Annotated in this window: 21 protein-coding genes; 16 read left to right on the top strand and 5 right to left on the bottom strand. The window is 75.1% G+C overall.

The window, feature by feature from the left end:
* Nucleotides 1-6: 6 nt before the first annotated feature.
* Nucleotides 7-471 carry a phage holin family protein gene (locus ACIBPB_RS11455; protein ID WP_396839441.1) on the top strand — a complete coding sequence of 155 codons (465 nt, stop codon included), beginning with the start codon at nucleotides 7-9 and terminating at the stop codon, nucleotides 469-471.
* The gene (locus ACIBPB_RS11450; protein ID WP_396839440.1) at nucleotides 468-1,106 is read left to right on the top strand and encodes a DUF3618 domain-containing protein; all 639 of its coding nucleotides are present in this window, start codon (nucleotides 468-470) and stop codon (nucleotides 1,104-1,106) included. The genes ACIBPB_RS11455 and ACIBPB_RS11450 overlap by 4 nt, the downstream gene beginning before the upstream one ends.
* A 140-nt stretch (nucleotides 1,107-1,246) precedes the next feature.
* Here ACIBPB_RS11450 and ACIBPB_RS11445 read toward each other — a convergent pair whose 3' ends face one another.
* Nucleotides 1,247-2,353: a glycosyltransferase gene (locus tag ACIBPB_RS11445; protein ID WP_396839439.1), complete on the bottom strand. Its 1,107-nt coding sequence runs from the start codon at nucleotides 2,351-2,353 to the stop codon at nucleotides 1,247-1,249.
* Nucleotides 2,354-2,498: 145 nt separating this feature from the next.
* On the opposite strand from ACIBPB_RS11445, the gene ACIBPB_RS11440 reads away from it, so the two are divergent.
* Genes ACIBPB_RS11440 through ACIBPB_RS11425 form a run of 4 tightly spaced genes read left to right on the top strand, consistent with a single transcriptional unit; the run spans nucleotide 2,499 to nucleotide 7,263 of the window.
* The gene (locus ACIBPB_RS11440; protein ID WP_396839438.1) at nucleotides 2,499-3,137 is read left to right on the top strand and encodes a cyclase; all 639 of its coding nucleotides are present in this window, start codon (nucleotides 2,499-2,501) and stop codon (nucleotides 3,135-3,137) included.
* Nucleotides 3,134-4,312 carry a zinc-dependent alcohol dehydrogenase gene (locus ACIBPB_RS11435; protein ID WP_046571607.1) on the top strand — a complete coding sequence of 393 codons (1,179 nt, stop codon included), beginning with the start codon at nucleotides 3,134-3,136 and terminating at the stop codon, nucleotides 4,310-4,312. Before ACIBPB_RS11440 ends, ACIBPB_RS11435 begins: the two co-directional genes overlap by 4 nt.
* Nucleotides 4,313-4,355: 43 nt before the next feature.
* Nucleotides 4,356-6,803: a molybdopterin oxidoreductase family protein gene (locus tag ACIBPB_RS11430; protein WP_396839437.1), complete on the top strand. Its 2,448-nt coding sequence runs from the start codon at nucleotides 4,356-4,358 to the stop codon at nucleotides 6,801-6,803.
* Nucleotide 6,804: 1 nt separating this feature from the next.
* Entirely contained in the window at nucleotides 6,805-7,263 is a 459-nt protein-coding gene (locus ACIBPB_RS11425) for a hypothetical protein (RefSeq protein WP_396839436.1), read from the top strand.
* Between the two features lie 60 nt (nucleotides 7,264-7,323).
* Here the strand turns inward: ACIBPB_RS11425 and ACIBPB_RS11420 are convergent, their stop codons facing one another.
* Entirely contained in the window at nucleotides 7,324-8,571 is a 1,248-nt protein-coding gene (locus ACIBPB_RS11420) for a cytochrome P450 (RefSeq protein ID WP_396839435.1), read from the bottom strand.
* 280 nt (nucleotides 8,572-8,851) lie between these two features.
* On the opposite strand from ACIBPB_RS11420, the gene ACIBPB_RS11415 reads away from it, so the two are divergent.
* Nucleotides 8,852-9,238: a hypothetical protein gene (locus ACIBPB_RS11415; protein ID WP_396839434.1), complete on the top strand. Its 387-nt coding sequence runs from the start codon at nucleotides 8,852-8,854 to the stop codon at nucleotides 9,236-9,238.
* A gap of 10 nt (nucleotides 9,239-9,248) precedes the next feature.
* Here the strand turns inward: ACIBPB_RS11415 and ACIBPB_RS11410 are convergent, their stop codons facing one another.
* The gene (locus tag ACIBPB_RS11410) at nucleotides 9,249-9,467 is read right to left on the bottom strand and encodes a DUF397 domain-containing protein (RefSeq protein ID WP_046571600.1); all 219 of its coding nucleotides are present in this window, start codon (nucleotides 9,465-9,467) and stop codon (nucleotides 9,249-9,251) included.
* 65 nt (nucleotides 9,468-9,532) lie between these two features.
* Between ACIBPB_RS11410 and pepN the strand changes: the two genes are divergently transcribed.
* Nucleotides 9,533-12,049 carry an aminopeptidase N gene (pepN, locus tag ACIBPB_RS11405; RefSeq protein ID WP_396839433.1) on the top strand — a complete coding sequence of 839 codons (2,517 nt, stop codon included), beginning with the start codon at nucleotides 9,533-9,535 and terminating at the stop codon, nucleotides 12,047-12,049.
* Nucleotides 12,050-12,097: 48 nt separating this feature from the next.
* Here the strand turns inward: pepN and ACIBPB_RS11400 are convergent, their stop codons facing one another.
* Together ACIBPB_RS11400 and ACIBPB_RS11395 are read right to left on the bottom strand one after the other, a co-directional pair.
* Nucleotides 12,098-13,303, bottom strand: a complete 1,206-nt coding sequence (locus ACIBPB_RS11400) for an FAD-dependent monooxygenase (RefSeq protein WP_396839432.1) — start codon at nucleotides 13,301-13,303, stop codon at nucleotides 12,098-12,100.
* Between the two features lie 153 nt (nucleotides 13,304-13,456).
* Nucleotides 13,457-14,095: a PadR family transcriptional regulator gene (locus tag ACIBPB_RS11395; protein ID WP_396839431.1), complete on the bottom strand. Its 639-nt coding sequence runs from the start codon at nucleotides 14,093-14,095 to the stop codon at nucleotides 13,457-13,459.
* Nucleotides 14,096-14,247: 152 nt separating this feature from the next.
* On the opposite strand from ACIBPB_RS11395, the gene nadD reads away from it, so the two are divergent.
* The 8 genes from nadD (at nucleotide 14,248) to ACIBPB_RS11355 (ending at nucleotide 21,930) form a co-directional block, all read left to right on the top strand.
* Entirely contained in the window at nucleotides 14,248-14,844 is a 597-nt protein-coding gene (gene nadD, locus ACIBPB_RS11390) for a nicotinate-nucleotide adenylyltransferase (RefSeq protein ID WP_357322658.1), read from the top strand.
* A 111-nt stretch (nucleotides 14,845-14,955) separates the two neighbouring features.
* Nucleotides 14,956-15,357 carry a ribosome silencing factor gene (gene rsfS / locus ACIBPB_RS11385; protein ID WP_396839430.1) on the top strand — a complete coding sequence of 134 codons (402 nt, stop codon included), beginning with the start codon at nucleotides 14,956-14,958 and terminating at the stop codon, nucleotides 15,355-15,357.
* On the top strand, nucleotides 15,354-15,983 hold the full coding sequence (locus ACIBPB_RS11380) for a histidine phosphatase family protein (protein ID WP_396839429.1): 630 nt from the start codon (nucleotides 15,354-15,356) through the stop codon (nucleotides 15,981-15,983). The genes rsfS and ACIBPB_RS11380 overlap by 4 nt, the downstream gene beginning before the upstream one ends.
* 48 nt (nucleotides 15,984-16,031) lie before the next feature.
* Complete coding sequence (locus ACIBPB_RS11375; RefSeq protein ID WP_396839427.1) at nucleotides 16,032-16,877, top strand: DegV family protein; 846 nt, start codon at nucleotides 16,032-16,034, stop codon at nucleotides 16,875-16,877.
* A gap of 5 nt (nucleotides 16,878-16,882) precedes the next feature.
* Nucleotides 16,883-17,650, top strand: coding sequence for an SDR family NAD(P)-dependent oxidoreductase (locus ACIBPB_RS11370; protein WP_396839426.1), 768 nt, complete (start codon nucleotides 16,883-16,885; stop codon nucleotides 17,648-17,650).
* A 256-nt stretch (nucleotides 17,651-17,906) separates the two neighbouring features.
* Nucleotides 17,907-18,887, top strand: coding sequence for a helix-hairpin-helix domain-containing protein (locus ACIBPB_RS11365; RefSeq protein WP_396839425.1), 981 nt, complete (start codon nucleotides 17,907-17,909; stop codon nucleotides 18,885-18,887).
* On the top strand, nucleotides 18,884-21,322 hold the full coding sequence (locus ACIBPB_RS11360) for a ComEC/Rec2 family competence protein (protein WP_396839424.1): 2,439 nt from the start codon (nucleotides 18,884-18,886) through the stop codon (nucleotides 21,320-21,322). Before ACIBPB_RS11365 ends, ACIBPB_RS11360 begins: the two co-directional genes overlap by 4 nt.
* 224 nt (nucleotides 21,323-21,546) lie before the next feature.
* On the top strand, nucleotides 21,547-21,930 hold the full coding sequence (locus ACIBPB_RS11355) for a hypothetical protein (RefSeq protein ID WP_396839423.1): 384 nt from the start codon (nucleotides 21,547-21,549) through the stop codon (nucleotides 21,928-21,930).
* Nucleotides 21,931-21,942 lie beyond the last annotated feature (12 nt).

Here is a 21,942-nt window from a genome sequence, read left to right as displayed (position 1 = left end):
GGCGGAATGAGCATGCCGACGCAGGGGTCCGGGCTGAACTCCGGTTATCAGCAGGCGGGCGACCCGCACACCGCGGAAGAGGTCCGGGGCAGCTCGCTCGGCGACCTGATGCGCCAGGTGACCACCGACCTGTCCACCTTGATGCGGCAGGAGGTGGAGCTGGCGAAGGCGGAGATCCGCCAGGAGGGCCGGAAGGCGGGCAAGGCCGCCGGGCTCTTCGGCGGCGCCGGGTTCGGCGGCTACATGGTGGCGCTCTTCGTCTCGATCGCGCTCTGGCAGTTCCTGGACAACGTCATGGACTCCGGCCTGGCCGCGCTGATCGTGGCCGTGATCTGGGCCGCCGTCGCGGCGGTCCTCTACTCGATGGCCAAGAAGAACGCCGAGCGGATCCGCGGCCTCAAGCAGACCAACGACAGCGTGCAGCGCATCCCCGACGCGCTCAAGCCGCACCCGGAGGGAGTCACCCGATGAGCACCGATCCCGACCAGATCCGCCGGGAGATCGAAGCCACCCGCAACAACCTCAGCTCGGACGTGGACGCCCTGGCGTACAAGGTCAGCCCGAGCCGCATCGTCGACGACCGCAAACGGCGCGTCCAGCACGCGCTGACGAACGTGAAGGACAAGGTGATGGGAACCGCATCGGACCTCGGCCACAGCACCGGCCACGCCACCCACGCCATGGGTGCCCACGCCTCCTCGGCGGCGTCCACCGTCGGCGACAAGGCGCACGCCGCCGCGTCCAGCGTCGGCGACGCCGCCCAGCGCGCCCCGCAGGCGCTGCGGGAGAAGTCCGAGGGCAACCCGATCGCGGCCGGCATGATCGCCTTCGGCGTCGGCATGCTGGTCTCCTCGCTGCTCCCACCGACCCGGCGCGAGCAGCAGGTCGCCGCGCAGGTCAAGGAGAAGGCCGCCGAGCACGGCGGCGTGGTGAAGGAGAAGCTGGGCGAGGTGGCCAGCGAGATCAAGGACGAGCTGCGGGAGCCGGCGCAGCACGCCGCCCAGTCGGTGAAGTCCACCGCGCAGGACGCCGCGCAGACCGTCAAGGAGGACAGCCGCTCCGCCGCCCAGGACGTCAAGGACACCGCGCAGCAGGCCCGGTCCTGACCGTCCCCGTACGCCGCAGCTCGCGGCCGCCTCCCGGCCGGACGCCGGGGAGCGGCCGCGAGCTGCGGCGTCCGGCGGCAGGTGGAGTTGCTCGGCGCGGAGCTGGGCCGGCGGCAGGAGATGCTGTGGCGGTATGGCGGTCAGCCGGGTAGCCGGTGGGTGGGCCGGCGGGCCGGCACCGGCAGGTCGCCCGCCTCCACCCAGAGCCGCAGCTCGGCCGGGCGGCGCTCGGCCAGCCGGCGGCGCAGCGCCCGGGTCGGGTTCGCCGCGGTCCGCAGCCGGACGCCGGCGTAGGGGACGCCGCCGCGGAGCCGCCGGCCCAGCGCCAGCCACGAGCAGATCCCGCGTTCGAGCAGCCAGCCGGGGGCGGCGAGCGCGGTGTGCGCCGGGAAGACCCGGGCGCCGCCGCCGCGCCGCCGGCCCAGCTCGGCCACGGCCACGGCGGCCACCCCGGCGCGCAGCAGCAGCCCGGGCCGGCGGGCGGCCAGCGCGGCCGCCACCGCCGGCAGCACCGCCAGCGCGGCCAGCAGCCGGACCGGTTGGGCCAGGTCGTCGTACGCCTGGCGGACCCGCTGCCCGCCGAAGTGCGCCACGCTCGGCGGCAGCCGCCGCACGTACAGCCAGGCGGGGGCCGCCGTGACGCCGCCGTACGCGCGGACCGTGCGGACCAGCTCCAGGTTCTCGAAGAGCACGTCCGGGTCGTAGCCGCCCATCGCCCGGAAGGTGCTCCGGCGCACCGCCAGGGTGCCCGGCCAGTCCCCGGCGACCGCCCGGTTCAGCAAGGTCCGGCCGGTGTCCCACCAGGCGTGCCAGGGCAGCGGGTCGAAGTGGTTCTGCGGCCGGACCAGGTCCACCCGGTCCAGCAGGTCGTGCACCGCGCGCAGCCCGGCCTCGTCGTAGCGGACGTCGTCGTCGGCGATCACCACGTGCTCGTGCCGGGCCGCGGCCACGCCGGTGAGCACGCCCAGCACCTTGCCGTTGCGGCCGCGCAGCGCGGGGTCCGGCGGCAGGTGCCGGACCAGCCCCCGCCAGGCGGCCGCGTGCCGGGCGAAGAGTTCCGGCGCGGACCCGTCCACCACGGTCACGTCCACCCACCGCCGCAGCTGCCGCAGGTAGCCGGTCAGCTCGGCCAGGCCGGTGTCGGCCGACCAGCGCAGCGGCAGGACGTACTCGATCCCCAGCCGGACGGCCGGTCGCGGGCCGGGGTCCGGGCCGGCCGGGCCGGTGGAGCGGTGGTTCGCGGGCAAGGGACGTATCCCCTCCACACTCGCGGGTGGCCGGCGGCGTGCCCGAAATTTCGGGGGTCAAACCGGTTCGCCGTTTCGACGCGCTCCTGCCGGGTAGCGCTGCGGGGGGTGGGGCGGACCGCAACGCCCGGGCGGAGGAGACGTGATGAGCAGCAACGCGACGAGGTGGGCGCTGGCCGGCGCCGCCACGGCGACCGCGGTCGGGGTCGGCCGGGTGGTGCTCCGGCGGCGACGGCGGCATCAACCGGCGCGGGAGGACGGTTGGTACGTCGTCCACCGGGGGATCACCGTGGACCGGCCGATGGACGCGGTGATCGGCTTCTGGACCGACCGGGAACGGCTGGACCGGGGGCTCGCCGAGTGGGCGACCCTGGAGCAGCTCGACGGGACCCGCTGGCGTTGCGTGGCCAGCGACCCGGCCGGCGGCGGCACCGAGTGGCGGGCCGAGCTCACCGTCGACGGTCCCGGCCGGCTGAGCTGGCGGGTGACCGACGGGCCGACGGAGCAGCGCGGGCGGGTCGAGCTGACCGAGGCGCCGCAGGACCGGGGCACCGAGATCCGCACCGAACTGCGCTGGCGCTCCGGGCCGGCCCGCCGGGTGCTGGGGCTGGCCGGCGGGCACGATCCGGACCTGGCGTTGCGTAGCGCGCTGCGGCGGATCAAGTCGCTGATCGAGACCGGCCAGGTGCTGGACACCCGGCGCGACCCCTCGGGGCGCGACCCGAAGCAGGAGCGGGCGACCGACCGGGTCCGGGAGAAGCTGATGGTGGGAGGCCGGCCGTGAAGGCGCTGTGCTGGGAGGGCGTCGGCAAGCTGGCCGTACGCGACGTGCCGGAGCCGACCATCCGGTCGGGCGGCGACATCATCGTCAAGGTGCGGGCCAGCAGCGTCTGCGGCTCCGACCTGCACCTGATCAACGGGTACCTGCCGGCGATGCGGGAGGGCGACATCCTCGGCCACGAGTTCATGGGCGAGGTGGTGGAGACCGGTCCCGACGTGCGCCGGATCAAGGTCGGTGACCGGGTGGTGGTCGGTTCCGTGGTGGCCTGCGGCGGGTGCTGGTACTGCCGCACCGAGCAGTACTCGCTCTGCGACAACTCCAACCCGCAGCCGGTCTTCACGGAGAAGCTGTGGGGGCACTCACCGGCCGGCATCCTCGGCTACTCGCACGCGGCGGGCGGCTACGCCGGCAGCCACGCCGAGTACATCCGGGTGCCGTTCGGCGACGTCGGCGCGTTCACCGTCCCGGACGGGGTGCCCGACGACTCGGTGGTGTTCGCCTCCGACGCCATGCCGACCGGCTGGATGGCCGCCGACTTCTGCGGCCTCAAGGGCGGCGAGGTGGTGGCGGTCTGGGGCGCCGGCGGGGTGGGGCAGATGGCCGCCCGGTCCGCGCAGATCCTCGGCGCGGAGCGGGTCATCGTCATCGACCGGCTGCCGGACCGGCTGGCCACCGCCGCCGGGCGGCTCGGCGTCGAGACGATCAACTACGCGGAGACCGACGTGCTGGAGGCGCTGCGCGAGCTGACCGCCGGGCGCGGGCCGGACGCCTGCATCGAGGCGGTCGGGATGGAGGCGCACGACGTCGGTCCGACGTACGCCTACGACAAGGCCAAGCAGAGCGCCCGGCTGCAGAGCGACCGGCCGACCTCGGTCCGCCAGGCGATCATGGCGTGCCGCAAGGGCGGCACGGTGAGCATCGTCGGGGTGTACGGCGGGCTGGTCGACAAGTTCCCGCTGGGCGCGGCCATGAACAAGGCCCTGGTGCTGCGGATGGGGCAGATGCACGCCCAGCGCTACATCCCCATGCTGCTGGACCGGATCGCGGTCGGCGAGATCGATCCGGGCTACCTGGCCACCCACCCGATGTCGCTGGCCGACGGCGCCCGGGGCTACGAGATCTTCGAGCAGAAGCAGGACGGCTGCCTGCGGACGGTGCTGCACCCGCAGGCGGCCTGACCGGGTCACGGCCCGGGACGTGCGTCGAAGGAGGGATGGGCAGATGGTGGACCGGATCGCCGACCCGTGGGGGGAGCGCACGCCGTACGGGCCGGGGGAACGCTGGCCGGTGCGGGTGGACAGTTTCCTCGCCGACGGGCACACCGAGGCGGACGTGCACCGTTGGGTGCCGAGCGCCTCCATCCTGCACTCCAACGGCGACGCCATGGACATCGCGGTACGCGACGACCGGATCGTCGGCGTCCGCGGCCGGCCCGGGGACCGGATCAACCACGGCCGGGTCGACCCGAAGGACCTGTACGGCTGGCAGGCCAACCACAGCCCGGACCGGCTGCGCCGGCCCCTGGTCCGGGAGGGCGGCCGGCTGGTCGAGACCGACTGGGACACCGCGATGGGCCGGCTCGTGGCCCGCTCGAAGGAGCTGCTGGACGGCCCCGGCGGCTGGGGACACTTCGGCTTCTACACCAGCGGGCAGCTCTTCCTGGAGGAGTACTACACGCTGAGCGTGATCGGGAAGGCCGGGCTGGGCACCCCGCACATGGACGGCAACACCCGACTCTGCACCGCCACCGCCGCGGCGGCCCTCAAGGCCTCCTTCGGCACGGACGGGCAGCCCGGGTCGTACACCGACGTGGACCACTGCGACGCGATCGCGCTCTGGGGGCACAACGTCGCGGAGACCCAGACGGTGCTCTGGATGCGGATGCTGGACCGGCGGCGCGGACCGAAGCCGCCGGCGATGCTCGCGGTGGACCCGCGCGCCACCCCGGTGGCCCGGGAAGCCGACGTGCACCTGGCGGTGCGCAACGGCACCAACCTGGCGCTGCTCAACGGCCTGCTCCGCGAGCTGATCCACCGCGGCTGGTACGACCAGGAGTACGTCCGCGCGCACACCATCGGCTTCGACGAGCTGTGCGCGGTGGTCGAGGACTATCCGGTGGCGAAGGTGGCGGAGATCTGCGACCTGCCGGCGCGGGACATCGAGCGGGCCGCCGAGCTGCTCGGGCAGTCGCAGCGGCTGCTCTCCACCGTCCTGCAGGGCTTCTACCAGTCCAACCAGGCCACCGCGGCGTCCTGCCAGGTGAACAACCTGCACCTGATCCGCGGCATGCTCGGCCGGCCCGGCGCCGGGCTGTACCAGATGAACGGCCAGCCCACGGCGCAGAACAACCGCGAGTGCGGCGCCGACGGCGACCTGCCCGGCCTGCGTAACTGGGCCAACGAGGAGCACATCGCGGAGCTGGCCCGGCTGTGGAACGTCGAGGTCGACAAGATCCCGCACTGGGCGCCGCCGACGCACGCCATGCAGATCTTCCGGTACGCCGAGCAGGGCTCGATCAGGCTGCTCTGGATCTCGGCCACCAACCCGGCGGTGTCCCTGCCCGACCTGGCCCGGATCCGCCGGATCCTGGCCGACCCGGAGCTGTTCGTGGTGGTGCAGGACCTCTTCCTGACCGAGACCGCCGAGCTGGCCGACGTGGTGCTGCCGGCGGCCACCTGGGGCGAGAAGACCGGCACGTTCACCAGCGTGGACCGGACCGTGCACATCTCCGACAAGGCGGTCGAGCCGCCCGGCGAGGCCCGCCCCGACCTGGACATCTTCCTGGACTACGCGCGCCGGATGGACTTCCGGAACGCCGACGGCGACCCGCTGATCACCTGGACCGGGCCGGAGCAGGTCTTCGAGGCCTGGAAGGAGTGCTCCCGCGGCCGGCCCTGCGACTACACCGGCATCAGCTACGACCAGCTGCGCACCGGCGGCGTGCAGTGGCCGTGCACCGCGGAGCACCCGGACGGCACCGAGCGGCTCTACACCGACGGGGTGTTCAACACCGACCCGGACTACTGCGAGTCGTACGGCCACGACCTGGCCACCGGGGCCGAGCTGCTGCCCGAGGAGTATCGGGCCAAGCAGCCGGCCGGGCGGGCGTTCCTGCAGGCGGCCGCGTACCAGCCGTCGCCGGAGGTGGCCAGCGACGAGTACCCGCTGCTGCTCACCACCGGCCGGACCGTCTACCAGTTCCACACCCGGACCAAGACCGGCCGGGCCAGCCAGCTCGTGCACGCCGCGCCCGAGTCGTGGGTCGAGCTGAACCCGGCCGACGCCGGCGCGCTCGGGGTGGCCGAGGGGGACCTGGTGCGGGTCGAGTCGCCGCGCGGCGCGGTCCGCGGCCGGGCCCGGCTCTGCGGGGTCCGTCCCGGCGTGGTCTTCGTGCCGTTCCACTACGGCTACTGGGACGCCGCCGACGGCGCCGCGCCGGGGGAGGGCCGGCACGACCGGGCGGCCAACGAGCTGACCATCACGGCCTGGGACCCGGTCTCCAAGCAGCCGATCTTCAAGGTGGCGGCGGTCCGGGTGGTGAAGGAGGCCGACTCCGGCGGCCGGCCGTCGCCCGCGCCGACGGTGGGCGGCGCCGCCCCGCCGGAGGGCTCGGGCATCCCGGCCACGGTCGGCGGGCCGGCCGCCGAGGCGCCGTCGAGGAGGGAATGAGATGCACCTCGCGCACTATCTCGGGCTGCTGCACAAGGCGCAGGAACGGCTCGGCGACGCGTTCACCGAGGTGGGCAAGGCGCACGGGGACGAGCCGGACGTCTTCCACACCTGCGAGAAGCTGGCCGCCCAGTGCCGCGGGCACGCCGGGAAGCTGGCCCCGTTCGCCCGCCGGTACGCCGAGGAGGCCCCGGCCGAGCCGGACCGGCTGCACTCGGAGCTGTTCTCCGGCACCCGCACCGGGCCGATCGGGCTGCTCCGGGATCTCCAGGACCTCTACCTGATGGCCGCCGAGTGCGACGTCTGCTGGACGGTGGTGGGGCAGGCCGCGTACGGGGCCCGGGACGAGGAGCTGCTCGGCGTGGTGAAGGCGTGCGAGCAGGAGACCGCGATCCAGCTCAAGTGGCTGCGGACCCGGATGAAGCAGGCCGCCCCGCAGGCCCTCGTGGTCGCCCGGTGACCGGTCACGGCCCGCTCGACCGCCGGCGGTCGGTGCTCACGGGCCGCTGGCGGCCGGTGCTCACCGGGTCCGGCGGACCGTGTCGATGAGCAGGCCGCTGGGGGGCAGGGTGGGCATCCGGCCGAGGTCCAGGGCCAGGTCCTGGGGCGGCACCTGGTAGCTCATCGCGCCGGTGAGGGTGGCGACGGCCCGTTTCATCAGCTCGATGGTGAGCCACTCGCCGGCGCAGCGGTGCCCGGCGAGGTGGTCGCCGCCGCCCTGCGGGATCAGGCTGAACGGGTCGGCCGGCCCGCCGGCGAACCGGTCCGGCCGGAACCGCTCCGGCTCGGGCCACAGCCGCGGGTGGTGGTTGGTGGCGTACAGGTCGAGCAGCACCCGGCGGCCCAGCGGGAACGCGTACCCCTGCCACTCGAAGGAGCGCCGGACCCGGGCGGCCGCCACCGGGAAGAACGGGTAGTAGCGGCGTACCTCCTGCACGAAGCGCTCGGCGGCGCCGGCGTCGTCGCGGACCCGGTCCCGCCACTGCGGGTGGTCGTGCAGGGCCAGCGCGGCGAAGACCACGAACCGGTCGACCGCGACCGTGGGCCGGAGGATGTTCAGCAGGTCCACGGCGGCGATCCGGCGGGGCAGCAGCGCGCCGTGCTCGTCGCGGTGCTCGGCGATCACCCGCAGCGCCGCGCCCTCCGGGGCCGGCAGGTCGCCGGCGCGGACCCGCCGGATCAGCTCGTCGGCCCACCGTTCGGCACGCCGGCGGGCGAGCAGGCCGCGCCAGTGCCGGGGGCCGAGGGCGGCCGGCGCGTCGATCATCGCGTGCAGCTCGTCGGTGCGGCGGGCCACCTCGCTGTCGGCCAGCGGCACCCCGGCCCAGGCGCAGACCGCCCGGGTCAGGATCCGGCCGACCTCGGCGTAGAGGACGACCGGCCCGGCGCCGGCCCAGACCGGGATGCGGGCGTGCCACTCGTCCTCGACCAGCTGCCCGAGGTGCCGGATCGCGGCCGGCGTCATGATCGACATCAGCATGGCCTTGCGGGCCCGGTGCGTCGCGTCGTCGAGCCCCTGCACGCCGCCGACGCCGGTGAGGGTGCGCTGCGCGCGCATCGGCAGGGCGCCCCGCCGGACGAACCGGTCGTTGTCGTAGAACAGCTCGGCGGCCGGGCGGCCGCGCAGGCAGATGGTCGGCTCCAGCAGCAGCCGGGTCTGGAAGATGTCGGTGCCGAAGCGGTCGCAGCGCTCGCCGATGAACCGGTACCCCGTCCGGAGGAAGGCCAGCGTGCTGTCCGGGCTGCGGTCGGTGGGGATGGCGCTCATCGGTGGCTCCTGCACGGGCGGCGTGGCACTGGTCGCTGCGCGTCTACCCCGGTCCGCGCGGGTGAATCCCGCCGCCGGGTGGTCCGGACGGGCCCGCCGCCGGACGCCGGCCGGCCCGCGCGCCGGGGAGGGGCCAGCCGGCGCGCGCGAGCTGGCCCCTCCCAGGGCGGCGGAAAGCTGGTTCGCTCGGGTGCGGGACCGGCGGTGGGCCGGTCCGGGCCACCGCCGCACCGGCCGCACCGGGTCGGCGGCGGCCGGGCACGAGGACGGGGAGGACCGGATGCGGGACAACAGGGCGCCGCGCTGGCGGCAACGACGGTTGGGCACCGGGTTCGGTGCGGGCGGTGGTGAGCCGCTGCTCGCGCCCGCCCGCCGGGCCGGCTCCCGTCCGCCCCGGTTCTTCACCGTGCACCTGGGCTTCGAGGCCGCCGACCGGGCCGTCGCGGGGGAACTGGCCGTGGCGTACGCCGAGGCGTTGGCCCTGCTCCGCCCGGAGCTGGCGCTCGGCGCGGCGGCGCTCTCCCCGGCCGACGCCTGGCACCGGGCCGAGCGGCTGTTCTGCGGTGCGCTCGGGCCCGACGGCGAGCGCTGCACCGACGTGGCCGGCCATCCCGGCTTCCACCACGCGCCGGGTCCCGGCGGGCTCGGCTGGGGCGACGGTGACTGACCGCCGCCGCTCAGTCGAGGTCGAACTCGCCGTCCTGGGCGCCCGCCACGAAGGCGTCCCACTCGGCCTGGGTGAAGACGAGCACCGGGCCGTCCGGTTCGGCCGAGTTGCGCATCCCGATCAGGTCGTCGACGAAGGCCACCTCGACCGCGCTCTCGGAGCTGTCCCCGTCGGCCCGCTGCCAGACCGCCCGGGAGAGGTCGAAGTCGCCCTTGGGGTGCTGACCCATCGTGTTCCTCCATCACCACGCGCCACGGGAAGATTCCCGTGGACCTCATCGGGCAGGATAAGCGGATGCCGAGCCTGAACCGTGTAGAGGCGACCGCGCGTGGCGCGGCGATCACCGTCGAGTCCTACCAGGTGGACCTCGACCTGACCGGCGGCGGTGAGCGGTTCCGCTCGACCGTGACCGTCCAGTTCCGGGCGACCCCCGGTGCCGAGACCTTCGCCGAGGTAAAACCCGCGCACCTGCACGCGGTACGGCTCAACGACCGGGAGCTCGACCCGGCCGTGCTGGCCGACAACCGGCTGCCGCTGACCGGCCTGGCCGCGACGAACACGCTGACCGTCAGCGCCGAGATGGCCTACTCGAACACCGGCGAGGGGATCCACCGGTTCGTCGACCCGGCCGACGGGGAGACCTACCTGTACGCGATGTCCTTCCTCGACGACGTGCAGCGGATCTTCGCCGCCTTCGACCAGCCCGACCTGAAGGCCCCGGTGACCCTCTCGGTCACCGCCCCGCCGGAGTGGACGGTGGCCGCCAACGGGCAGCTCGCCGACCGGCCGGCGCCCGGGCGCTGGGAGTTCGCCCCGACCGCGCCCCTGGCCACCTACTTCTTCAGCCTGATCGCCGGCCCGTGGCACGTCCGGCACGCCGAGCACGACGGCATCCCGCTCGGCATCTACTGCCGGCGTTCGCTGGCCGAGCACCTGGACGCCGACGCCGAGGAGATCTTCACCATCACCCGACAGTGCCTCGACCGGTTCCACCAGCTCTTCGCCGAGCGCTACCCGTTCGGCAAGTACGACCAGGCGTTCGTGCCGGAGTTCAACGCCGGCGCCATGGAGAACCCGGGTCTGGTCACCTTCCGGGACGACTACGTCTTCCGCTCCGCCGTGACCGACACCCAGCGCGAGCTGCGGGCCACCACGATCGCCCACGAGATGGCGCACATGTGGTTCGGCGACCTGGTGACCATGCGCTGGTGGGACGACCTGTGGCTGAACGAGTCGTTCGCGGAGTACCTGGGCACCCGGGTCACCGCCGAGGCGACCCGCTTCGACCAGGCCTGGACCACCTTCGCGATGCGCCGCAAGGCCTGGGGGTACGCGGCCGACCAGCGCCCGTCCACCCACCCGGTGGCTCCGGCGGAGGTGGCCGACGCCGCCCAGGGCCTGCTCAACTTCGACGGCATCTCGTACGCCAAGGGCGCCAGCGTGCTGCGCCAACTCGTCGCCTGGCTGGGCGACGAGGCCTTCCTCACCGGCCTGAACGCGCACTTCGCCAAGCACCGGTTCGGCAACGCCACCCTGGCCGACCTGCTGGAGAGCCTCGGCGCGGCGAGCGGGCGGGACCTGACCGACTGGGCGCAGCGCTGGCTGCGCACCCCGCAGGTCAACACCCTGCGGATGGTGACGGCGGTGGACGCCGACGGCCGGTGGACCGAGGCGGCGGTGGTGCAGACCGCGCCGGAGGCGTACCCGGTGCTGCGGCCGCACCGCGTCGGGGTGGCCCGGTTCGCCCCGGACACCCCGGTGCGCCGCTTCGAGGTGGACCTCGACCCGGACGCCGACCACGGCCGCACCGAGCTGACCGAGCTGCTCGGGCAGCCGGCCACCGGCCTGCTGCTGCCCAACGCCGGTGACCTCACCTTCGCCAAGATCCGGCTCGACGCCGCCTCGGCGGACGCCGTACCGCTGCTGTTGCCCGGCCTGGACGACCCGCTGGCCCGGGCGCTGCTCTGGGGCGAGGCCCTGGACGCGGCCACCGACGGCGAGCGGCCGGTGGCCTCGGTGGTGTCGCTGATCGCGGCGGCGCTGCCGGTCGAGACCGAGGTGGTCATCGCGGAGGACGTGCTCACCCTCAGCCGGAACCTGGTCGACCGCTACCTGGAGCCGCTGGCCCGGGAGGCGGCCTTGCTCCGGATCTCCGGGGCCTGCGCCGCCATGCTCGCCGGGGCGCCGGCCGGCGGCTCGTTGCAGCTGGCCGCCGCGCGTGGCCTGATCGCCGCCAGCACCGACCCCGGACTGCTGGCCGGGTGGTTGGCCGGCAAGGGCGTGCCGGAAGGGCTCGCGGTCGACGCCGACCTTCGCTGGGCGCTGCTGCACCGGCTGGTGGTGCTCGGCGCGGCCGGCGAGCCGGAGATCGCCGCCGAGGCGGCCGCCGACCGCAGCGCACTCGGCGCCGAGCGGGCCGCGAGCTGCCGGGCGGCCCGACCGGACGCGGACGCCAAGCTGGCCGCCTGGGAGATCGTCATCCACAACACCGAGCTGTCGAACCGGCTCGTGGAGGCCACCGCGGAGGGCTTCTGGCAGCCGGAGCAGGCCGCGCTGACCGCCGGCTACGTCGAGCGGTACTTCGCCGACATGCCGGCGGCGGCGCGGCTGCGTACCCCCTGGACGGCCGACCGGGTCGCCAGCCTGGCGTTTCCCCGGTACGCCGTCGCGCAGCCCACCCGGGACCTGGCCGCCGCGCTGCTGGCCCGGGATGACCTCACCCCGGGGCTGCGCCGGCGGGTGGTGGACCTCGACGACGACCTGCGCCGGGCGCTGGTGGCCCGGACGGCGGTGGCCGCCGCCGGCGCGTGACCGATCGGGCCGGTGGGTGGCGCCGCCGCGCCACCCACCGGGCCCGGTTCAGCCGGCCGCCGCGCCGGCGGCCACCGGCGACTCCCAGTCGATCCGGTAGCGCAGCTCGGGGCCGAGGGTCTTCTCCGGGTTCATCGCCGTGCGGATCAGCAGCGGCATGAGCAGCGGCATGAGCGTGCGCGCCACCGGGCCGGGCGCCTTGGCCTGGTTGATCCGCGCCGCCCGGGCCGCGATCCGCTCGACCCGGCCGCGCCGCAGCCGCTCGTACGCGGCGAAGGCGGCCGGGATGTCGGGCAGGTCGCGCAGGCAGCGGGCGAGCTGCACGGCGCTCTCGATGGCCAGCGAGGCGCCCTGGCCGGAGCTGTTGGACGGCGCGTGGGCGGCGTCGCCGACCAGCACCATCCGGCCCCGGTGCCAGTGCCGGACCGGCGGCATGATGTGCAGCGAGCCGACCACCCGCAGGTCCGCCGCGCTGCTGGTCCGCATCAGCTCCCCGCCCGGGTCGTCGTCGCCGTACGCGGTCCGCAGGATCCGCAGCCACTCCTCGGCCGGGACGGCGCGCGCCTCGGTGAGGCTCATCGGCCGCTCCTGCGGCAGGTTGACCCCCCACCGGGTGCCGCCGCCCGGCTCCGGCCAGTAGAGGTAGTAGCCGCCCCGGCCGAAGGCGAAGGTCATCGTGCCGGGGGCGGCGTCGACCTCGTGCCGGGCCACCGCCTCGAAGCCGAGCAGCCCGGTGAAGCGCGGGCCGGCCGCGTCCGGGTCGATCAGGGTGCGGACCGTGGAGCGGATGCCGTCCGCGCCGATCAGCACGTCGGCCGTGGCGGTGCTGCCGTCGGCGAACCGGGCGGTGACGCCGTCGTCGGACTCGTGCACGTCGACCAGCCGGCGGCCGTGCGTGATGACCACCCCTTCGGCCACCGCGCGTTCGTGCAGCACCCGGTGCAGTTCGTTGCGGTGCACCGCCTGCATCGGTCCCACGTCGGGCAGGCCGGGCAGGTCGAAACGGCGGCGGCCGACCGCCATGGCGGTGCGGTGGATCGGGGTGCCGATCGCGGTCACCGCATCGTCGGCGCCGACGATGCGCAGCGCCGCGACGCCGTTGGCGGCCAGGGCGAGCGTGCCGCCCACCCCGTCGGTGGTGCTCGGGTACGCCTCATGGACGGTGGCGGTGATGCCGGCGCGGTGCAGCGCCAGCGCGGTCACCGGGCCGGCGATGCCGCCACCGATCACGATGGCGCTTCGTACTCTGGTCATGGTCCCTCCCGGGATGGTCGGTGGTCGTGGTGAACCGACCCGGAGGGAGCCCAGCTATCCTCAAGGTGGTCGCTTCGGGCCGGGCGCCCTCGGGTGTCGGTTCGGGGTAAGGGCCCCGGCGTGGTGTTGGCGCACCGTGCCGGGGCCGTCCAGCTACTGCGCGGGGCCGCTCCCTTCCGCGGCCCCATCCGGCGCCCCGCCGTCCTCGTGGAAGGCGCGCCACTGGTCGAGCCCCGGGTAGCGGCCGGTGCCGAGCTCCGCGAGCAGGTCGCGCAGCCAGGCGGCCTCGGCCTCGCGGACGGCGAGGTCGTACTCCGACTCGATGAGGAACAGGCGGGGCACCGTGCGCAGGTGTTCGGCGAGCGCCGCCCGGCCGGCCGCGATGCCGGCCTCCACCCGGTCCAGCCGTTGCCGCAGGAGCGTGCTGGCGTCGTCGGGGTGCAGCGCGGCGAGCACCGACAGGCCGGCCCGGAAGCGGGACTGCTCGGAGACCGGGTCGCCGACCAGCTCGCGGGCCCAGTCGACCAGTTCCGCCCGCCCGGCGTCGGTGATCCGGTAGACGGTGCGTTCCGGCCGCCGGCCGGCGCGGACGCTCTCCACGGCCGCGATCAGGCCGTGCCGCTCCATGTTGCGGACGACGGTGTAGAACGACCCCCACTTGATCGTCATGTCCTCGTCCTTGCCCCAGGCACGGAGCGCGGTGGCGATCTCGTAGGGGTGCATCGGCTGCTGGACGAGGGCGGAGAGCACGGCCAGTGCCAGCAGATTGTTGACCTTCCGGCGCGCCGCCATTCCCGCCTCCCTCGACACTGCTCGTCCCCGATTACTCGTAGACGAGTATACGGATGAGAGTGCTCGCGGGGAAGCCCCACCGGAACATCCTCCGCGCGGGGACCCGTCCGGGGCCGGACCGGTCGCCCCGGCGGCGGGCCTACGATCGCGGGGTGGAGGAAGACATCCGGCGGATCGGGATCATGGGCGGGACCTTCGACCCCATCCACCACGGGCACCTGGTGGCGGCCAGCGAGGTGGCCGACCGGTTCGGCCTGGACGAGGTGGTCTTCGTGCCCACCGGGCAGCCCTGGCAGAAGGCGGACGAGACGGTCACCCCCGCCGAGGACCGCTACCTCATGACGGTGATCGCCACCGCCTCCAACCCCCGGTTCCAGGTCAGCCGGGTCGACATCGACCGGCACGGCCCGACGTACACCGTCGACACCCTCCGCGACCTGCACGCCGAGTACGGCCCCAAGGTCCAGCTCTTCTTCATCACCGGGGCGGACGCGCTGGAACGCATCCTGTCCTGGAAGGAGGTGGACAAGATGTTCGAGCTGGCCCACTTCATCGGGGTGACCCGGCCCGGCTTCGAACTCACCGACAAGCACCTGCCTGCCGACACGGTCAGCCTGGTCCAGGTGCCGGCCATGGCGATCTCCTCGACCGACTGCCGGGCCCGGGTCGCCCGCGGCGAGCCGGTCTGGTACCTGGTGCCGGACGGTGTGGTGCAGTACATCGCAAAACGGCGCCTCTACCAGCGGTGACTTTGCCCCGCAGTGTCAGCTCCTGTCCCTGAAATCGACCAGAACTGGCAAGTCGTCGCAGCGCCGGGTGTGAGACGCTTGGAGGATCGCACGGTTGATCGAAGGAGAACGGTGACAATTTCCGAACGCGCCCACGAGCTCGCCATCGCCGCGGCCCAGGCGGCGGCGGACAAGAAGGCGCAGGACATCGTCATCATCGACGTGGGTGACCAGCTCGCCATCACCGACGCGTTCGTGCTGGCCGCCGCCCCGAACGAGCGGCAGGTGCTGGCCATCGTCGACGCCATCGAGGAGCGCCTGCTGGAGCTGCCGGAGAAGGCCAAGCCGGTCCGGCGCGAGGGCGAGCGGGGCGGTCGCTGGGTGCTGCTCGACTACGTCGACGTCGTGGTGCACGTCCAGCACACCGAGGAGCGCGAGTTCTACGCCCTCGACCGGCTCTGGAAGGACTGCCCCCAGGTCCCGTTCGTGGACCGGGACCTCGCCGACTCCACCGCCGGCACCGTCGCCGAATGACCCGCCTGATCATCTGGCGGCACGGCAACACCGACTGGAACGCCGCCGGGCGGGTCCAGGGGCAGACCGACGTACCGCTCAACGACCTCGGCCGCGAGCAGGCCCGCGCGGTCGCGCCGGTGCTGGCCGCGCTGCGCCCGGACGCCATCGTGGCCAGCGACCTGCGCCGCGCCGCCGACACCGCGGCGGCGCTCGCCGCCGTCACCGGCCTGCCGGTACGCCCCGACGCCCAGCTGCGCGAACGGCACTTCGGCCAGTGGCAGGGCCTGTCGCTCACCGAGGCCGCCGAACGGTTCCCCACCGAGTACGCCCGCTGGCGCGCCGGCGACCCGGACCCCGGCGCCGGCATCGAGACCCTCGACGACCTGGGCAAGCGGCTCGGCGTCGCCTTCCAGGAGGCGGCCGACCTGGCCGCCGGCGGCACCGTCGTGGTGACCACCCACGGTGGCGGCGCCCGGCAGGGCATCGGCCACCTGCTCGGCTGGGACCACCGCGTGCTGCGCGCCGTCGGATCGCTGGCCAACTGCCACTGGACCGAGCTGCGCCACGACGACGTCCGGGGTTGGCACCTGCGCGCCCACAATGTCGGGCTCGTCACCCAACCCGCGCTGACCGACGCGGTCTGAGCCGTTCGGCCCCGGCGCGGCGCCGCGACATCGGCTAGCGTGCCGGGCATGCCCGTCGCGGTCGTCACCGACTCCACCGCCTACCTCCCGCCCGAGCTGGTGCGCGCGCACCGGCTCACCGTCGTCCCGCTGACCGTCGTGCTCAACGGCGCGGAAGGACTGGAAGGGATCGAGACGTTCCCGGCGGACGCCACCCGGGCGCTCGGCGGCCGGCGGGTCTCGGTGAGCACCTCCCGGCCCGCCCCCGAGCAGTTCGCCCAGGTCTACCGCGAGCTGATCGCCGGCGGCGCGGACGGCGTCGTCTCCGTACACCTCTCCGCCGAACTGTCCGGCACCGTCGAGGCGGCGCGGCTGGCCGCCACCGAGATCGGCGACCGGATCGCCGTGGTCGACAGCCGCTCCACCGGCATGGGCCTCGGCTTCCCGGTGCTCGCCGCCGCGGCCGCCGTCGACCGTGGCGCCGACCTCGACGGGGTACGCCAGGCCGCGGTCGACGCGATCGCCCGGACCACCATCTTCTTCTACGTCGACACCCTGGAGTTCCTCCGCCGGGGCGGCCGGATCAACGCGGCCGAGGCGCTGTTCGGCACCGCCCTCTCGGTGAAGCCGATCATGCACATGCCGGACGGCGCGATCGTCGTCAAGGACAAGGTCCGCACCGCCAGCCGGGGCGTGGCACGCCTGGTCGACCTGGCCGTCGAGGCGGCCGGCGACGCCGAGGTCGACCTGGCCGTGCACCACCTGGCCGCGCCGCAGCGCGCCGAGCAACTGGTGGCGGCGCTGACCGAGCGGCTCGGTGACCGCCTGCACGACACCTACGTCACCGAGGCCGGCGCGGTGGTCGCCGCGCACGCCGGACCGGGCCTGGCCTGCGTGGTCGTGCACCGGCGGTGAGCGCGATGTCCTACGTGGTGACCGGCGGCGGCCGGGGTGTCGGGCGGGCGATCGTCGAGCGGTTGGCCGCCGACGGCGGCACCGTGGTGGTCGTCGAGCGGGACCCGTCGGCGCTGGCCTGGCTCGCGCAGCACCCCGCCGCCGGCCGGCTGGCCGCGGTGACCGGCGACGCGTCCGACCAGGAGACCGCGGACCGCGCCGCCGATCTCGCCGAGGCGGTCGCGCCGCTGGCCGGCTGGGTGAACAACGCGGCGGTCTTCCGGGACGCCGCCCTGCACACCGCGCCCGCCACCGAGGTGTTCGACCTGATCGCCGCGAACCTGCGCCCCGCCGTGATCGGCGCCGGCACCGCCGTACGCCGGTTCCTGGCCGCCGGCACCGGCGGCGCGATCGTCAACGTCTCCTCCCACCAGGCCCGCCGGGCCGTGCCGGGCGCGCTGCCGTACGCCACCGCGAAGGCCGCCGTCGAAGGTCTGACCCGGGCCCTCGCCGTCGACTACGGCGGGCGGGGGATCCGCACCAACACGGTCGCGCTCGGCTCCATCCGGACCGAGCGGCACGACGCCTTCCTCGCCGGGCTCGATCCGGCCGAGGCCGACCGGGTGACGTCGGAGCTGACCCGGCTGCATCCGGTCGGGCGGATCGGGCGTACCGGCGAAGTGGCCGAGGTGGTCGCGTTCCTGCTGTCCGACCGGGCCGCCTTCGTCAACGGGGTGACCCTGCCGGTCGACGGCGGCCGGGCGGCCCTCGGCGTGGACCCGGAGGCGCGCTGATCGGTCGCGGCCGCCGGACACGCCTCCGGATCCTGCGCGGCGCGCGCACCTGGTCGGGCTCGGTGGGGTCGGTCGCGACGGCTGCCGCCCCGGTGAGCGTGGGATCCGAGCCGGCGCCCCTTCGTTGAGCGCCTGTTCCCGGCCCGCTAGCACACTCCGAAGCTGAGTGGGGGCCTGTCCACAGCCAGCGCCTTCATCCACAGGGGACCATCGGAGCCCGGAGCGGGCGCCCCTGCTCGCCGTAGCCTCCCCAACCGTGCCAGACGACGAGGAGACGACGGTGCGGCAGCGGCTGGTGCGGCTGTTCGACCCGGTGGCGGCCGGGCTTGTCTCGCCGGTCGGACCGGCCTCGCGCGCCGCACCGACCGCGGCAGTGGACGGGCCCGGCGAGCCGGTGGACCGCGCCCACGAATCCGGCGGGCCGGTGGACGGTGTTGGCGGGCCCGGTGAGCCCTGGTCGGCGCCGGCACGGGGAGCCGAGCCGCGACCCGGACCGGCCGGTCGACTGAGCGACGGGCCGGCGGTCTCCCGGTTGGGCGACAGGTCGACGGCCCTGCCGTCGCCGGGTCAGGTGAGCGACGGGCCGGCGGTCTCCCGGTTGCCCGGGCCCGGGGCGTTCGACCCCGGCCGCCGGGGCGTCCGCGCGCTGGCCGCCGTCGCCGCCGTGGTGGTGCTGGTCGCCGCGGTCTGGGCCTGGCGGTCCCGGCCGAGGGCCGAGCCGGTCCGCCCGGTCGCCGCCACCGCGGAGGCGGCGCAGCCCGCCCCGGCGCCCTCGTCCGCCACGAGCGCCCCGCTCGTGGTTGCGGTCGCCGGCAAGGTACGCCGTCCCGGGCTGGTCCGCCTCCCCGCCGGAGCCCGGGTCGGCGACGCGATCGAGGCGGCCGGCGGCGCGCTGCCCGGCGTCGACGTGGCCCTGCTCAACCCGGCCCGCAAGGTCACCGACGGCGAACTCATCCTGGTCGGCGTCACCGCGCCACCGGTCCCGGCGGGCGGGCCCGGGGCGGCCGGGACCGTCCCCGGGGCCGGTGGTGCGGCGGCGCCGGCCGGTCCGGTGAACCTGAACACCGCCACCCTGGCCCAGCTCGACGCGCTGCCCGGGGTCGGCCCGGTGCTCGCCCAGCGGATCCTGGACCACCGGGAGCGGCACGGCGGCTTCCGGTCCGTATCCGACCTGCGCCAGGTCGACGGCATCGGCGACGCCCGGTACGAGCAGCTCAAAGACCTGGTGACGGTGTGAAGCCCGGCGAACGGGCCGACGAGGCGGCGCAGGCGGTCCCCGACCTGCGGTTGGCCGGGCTCGCGGTGGCCGCCTGGCTCACCGCCCTGGCCGGGCTGCGCCTCACCGCCGGCGAGACCGCCGCCGTGGCCGGGTCGGCCGCCGGCCTGGCCGCGGTGCTCGGCCTGCATCTCTGCGGCGTCCTCGGACGGCCGTCGGCCCCGGCCCGCCGGTACGGCTGGATCGCCGTGGCGGCGCTCCTCGGGGTGCTCTGCGGCGGGGCGGCGACCGCGGCCCGGGTGCAGGTCCGCGACGCCGCCCCGGTGCGGGCGCTGACCACCGCGCGGGCATCGGTCACCGCCGAGTTGGTGGTACGGGACGACCCGCGCCCGGTGCGGGGTGTGCCCGGCCGCCCGGCCACCCTGCTGGTCCGGGCCGACCTGGTCGTCCTCACCGAACCGTCATCCGACACCGGAAACCGGGCCGCCCCTGCGCCGGGAACCGGGGCGGGTGGCCGGCGGATCACCGGGTCGGTGCGCGGTCTGGTGCTGGCGACCGATCCGGCCTGGCGGAACCTGCTCCCGGGGCAGCGGGTGACCGCGCGGGGGCGGCTGGCCGAGCCGCGCGGCGGTGACCTGACCGCCGCGGTGCTCACCGCGACCGGTCCGCCCACCGTGCGCGGTCGGCCGCCGTGGGTGCAGCGGGCGGCCGGCGCGCTGCGGGCCGGGCTGCACCGCGCCTGCGAGCCGCTGCCCGACGAGCCGGGCGGGTTGCTCCCCGGCCTCGTCGTCGGGGACACCAGCCGGCTGCCCCCGGCCGTGGTGGAGGACTTCCGTACCACCGGCATGACCCATCTGAACGCCGTCTCCGGCTCGAACGTGGCCATCGTGGTGGGGGCGGTGCTGCTGCTGGCCCGCTGGGCCCGGGCCGGCCCCCGGACGGCCGCGGTGCTCTGCGTACTGGCCCTGGTCGGGTTCGTCATCCTGGTCCGGCCGTCCCCGAGCGTGGTGCGCGCCGCGGCGATGGGTGCGATCGGGTTGGCCGCGCTCGCCGCCGGCCGGCCCCGGGCCGCGTTGCCCGCGCTCGCCGCCGCGGTCACCGTGCTGCTGCTGGTCGATCCCGACCTGGCCGGGGATCCGGGCTTCACGCTCTCCGTCTGCGCCACCGGCGGGCTGCTGCTCTTCGCGCCGGGATGGCGGGACGCCCTGCGCCGCCGGGGCGTACCGCCGGGGGTGGCCGAGGCCCTTGCCGTGCCGGCCGCCGCGCAGCTCGCCTGCGGTCCGGTGATCGCCGGTCTCTCCGGGACGGTGAGCCTGGTCGCCGTGCCGGCGAACCTGCTGGCGGTGCCGGCTGTCGCGCCCGCCACGGTGCTGGGGGTGCTGGCCGCCGTGGTGTCACCGGTCTGGCCGGCGGGTGCCGAGTTCGCCGCCTGGCTGGCGAGTTGGCCGGCCCGGTGGCTGCTGCTCATCGCCGAGCAGGGCGCGCGGCTGCCCGCCGGGACGCTGCCCTGGCCGGGCGGGGCCGCCGGGGCCCTGCTGCTCGCCGGGCTCACCGTGGCCCTGCTGATCGCCAGCCGGCGACCACTGCTCCGGCGGCTGGTGGCGGTCGGCACGGTCGCCGTGGTGCTCGGCGCGCTGCCGGTCCGGCTGCTCGCGCCCGGCTGGCCGCCGCCGGGATGGGTGGTCGTGGCCTGCGCCGTCGGGCAGGGAGACGCGATCGTGCTGCCGGTCACCCCGGGCCGGGCGGTGGTGGTCGACGCCGGCCCGGACCCGTCCGGCGTGGACGGCTGCCTGCGCCGGCTCGGCGTACGCGAGGTGCCGCTCCTCGTGGTCAGCCACTTCCACGCCGACCACGTGGGCGGGGTCGCCGGGGTGTTCCGGGGCCGGCGGGTGGGGGAGGTGGTGACCCCGGAGTGGGCCGAGCCGCCCTACGGTGTCGCCCAGGTGCGCGCGGCGGCCCGGGCTGGTGCCGCCGGGCTGCGGGCCGTGCCGGTGGGCTGGAGTTGGCGGGTTTCGGGAGTGGAGCTGACCGCCCTCGGGCCGCCGTACCCGCTGCGTGGCAGCCGATCGGACCCGAACAACAACTCGCTGGTGCTCGTGGCGACCGTGTCCGGGGTGCGGATCCTGCTGGCCGGGGACGCCGAGACGGAGGAGCAGCGGGCGCTGCTGGAGCGTGGCCCTCCGGAGGCCGTCCGGGCCGACGTGCTCAAGGTCGCCCACCACGGGTCGGCGTACCAGGACCCGGAGTTCCTGGCCGCCGTCCGACCGGCCGTCGCGCTGGTGTCGGTTGGCGTCGGCAACGACTACGGGCACCCGAACGCGGGCCTGCTGGACCGGTTGCGCCGCGACGGTGCCCGGGTGCTGCGTACCGACACCGGGGGAGACGTGGCCGCGATCCGCCACGGGAGCGGACTGGCCGTGGTCGCCCGAGGGGTCGGTCCCGGCCGCCGCTCCTGAAACGCCGCCGCCGCGCACCCGGCAGCCGGGAGTACGAGGTGAGCCAGCCGGCGCACACCGTCCCTCCGGGGCGGTGGGCGGCACGACATCCGGGTGCGGCACCGCCGTTCCTCGTGGCCGAGGTACGTCTAGTTGATCAAGAACGAGTCGTCTGGCCCTCGACAGCTGGCCGATCGTCCGGAAAGTTGTTGCGTCGTGGAAAGTTGGCATCAGTGAATGGCACCATGATCGACATGAGCCTGAACGATCCCCAGCACCCGCCATATCCGCCGCAGCAGGCTCCGCAGAGCTACCCGCCACAGATGCCCCCGCAGCAGGCTTACCCCCAGGGCTACCCGCAGCAGGCTGCCCCGGGCTACCCGCAGCAGGCTGCCCCGGGCTACCCGCCGCAGGCTGCCCCGGGCTACCCGCAGCAGGCAGTGCCGCAGCAGGCTGCCTCGGGCTACCCGCCGCAGATGCCCCCGCAGCAGTGGAAGGTGATCAAGACCGGCGGCACCCGGCACGGGATGCACGCGATGATTTCCCTGTTCACCTGCGGCCTCTGGCTGCCCGTGTGGTTCTGCGCCTGGCTGTTCACCAGGAAGCACAAGGTGGCCGTGCCGCGCTGAGGCTCGCGGTCA

This window comes from Micromonospora sp. NPDC049836, from assembly GCF_044465125.1.
In the GTDB taxonomy this organism is placed as follows: Bacteria; Actinomycetota; Actinomycetes; order Mycobacteriales; family Micromonosporaceae; genus Micromonospora.
This window is presented reverse-complemented; position numbering and strand designations above follow the sequence as displayed.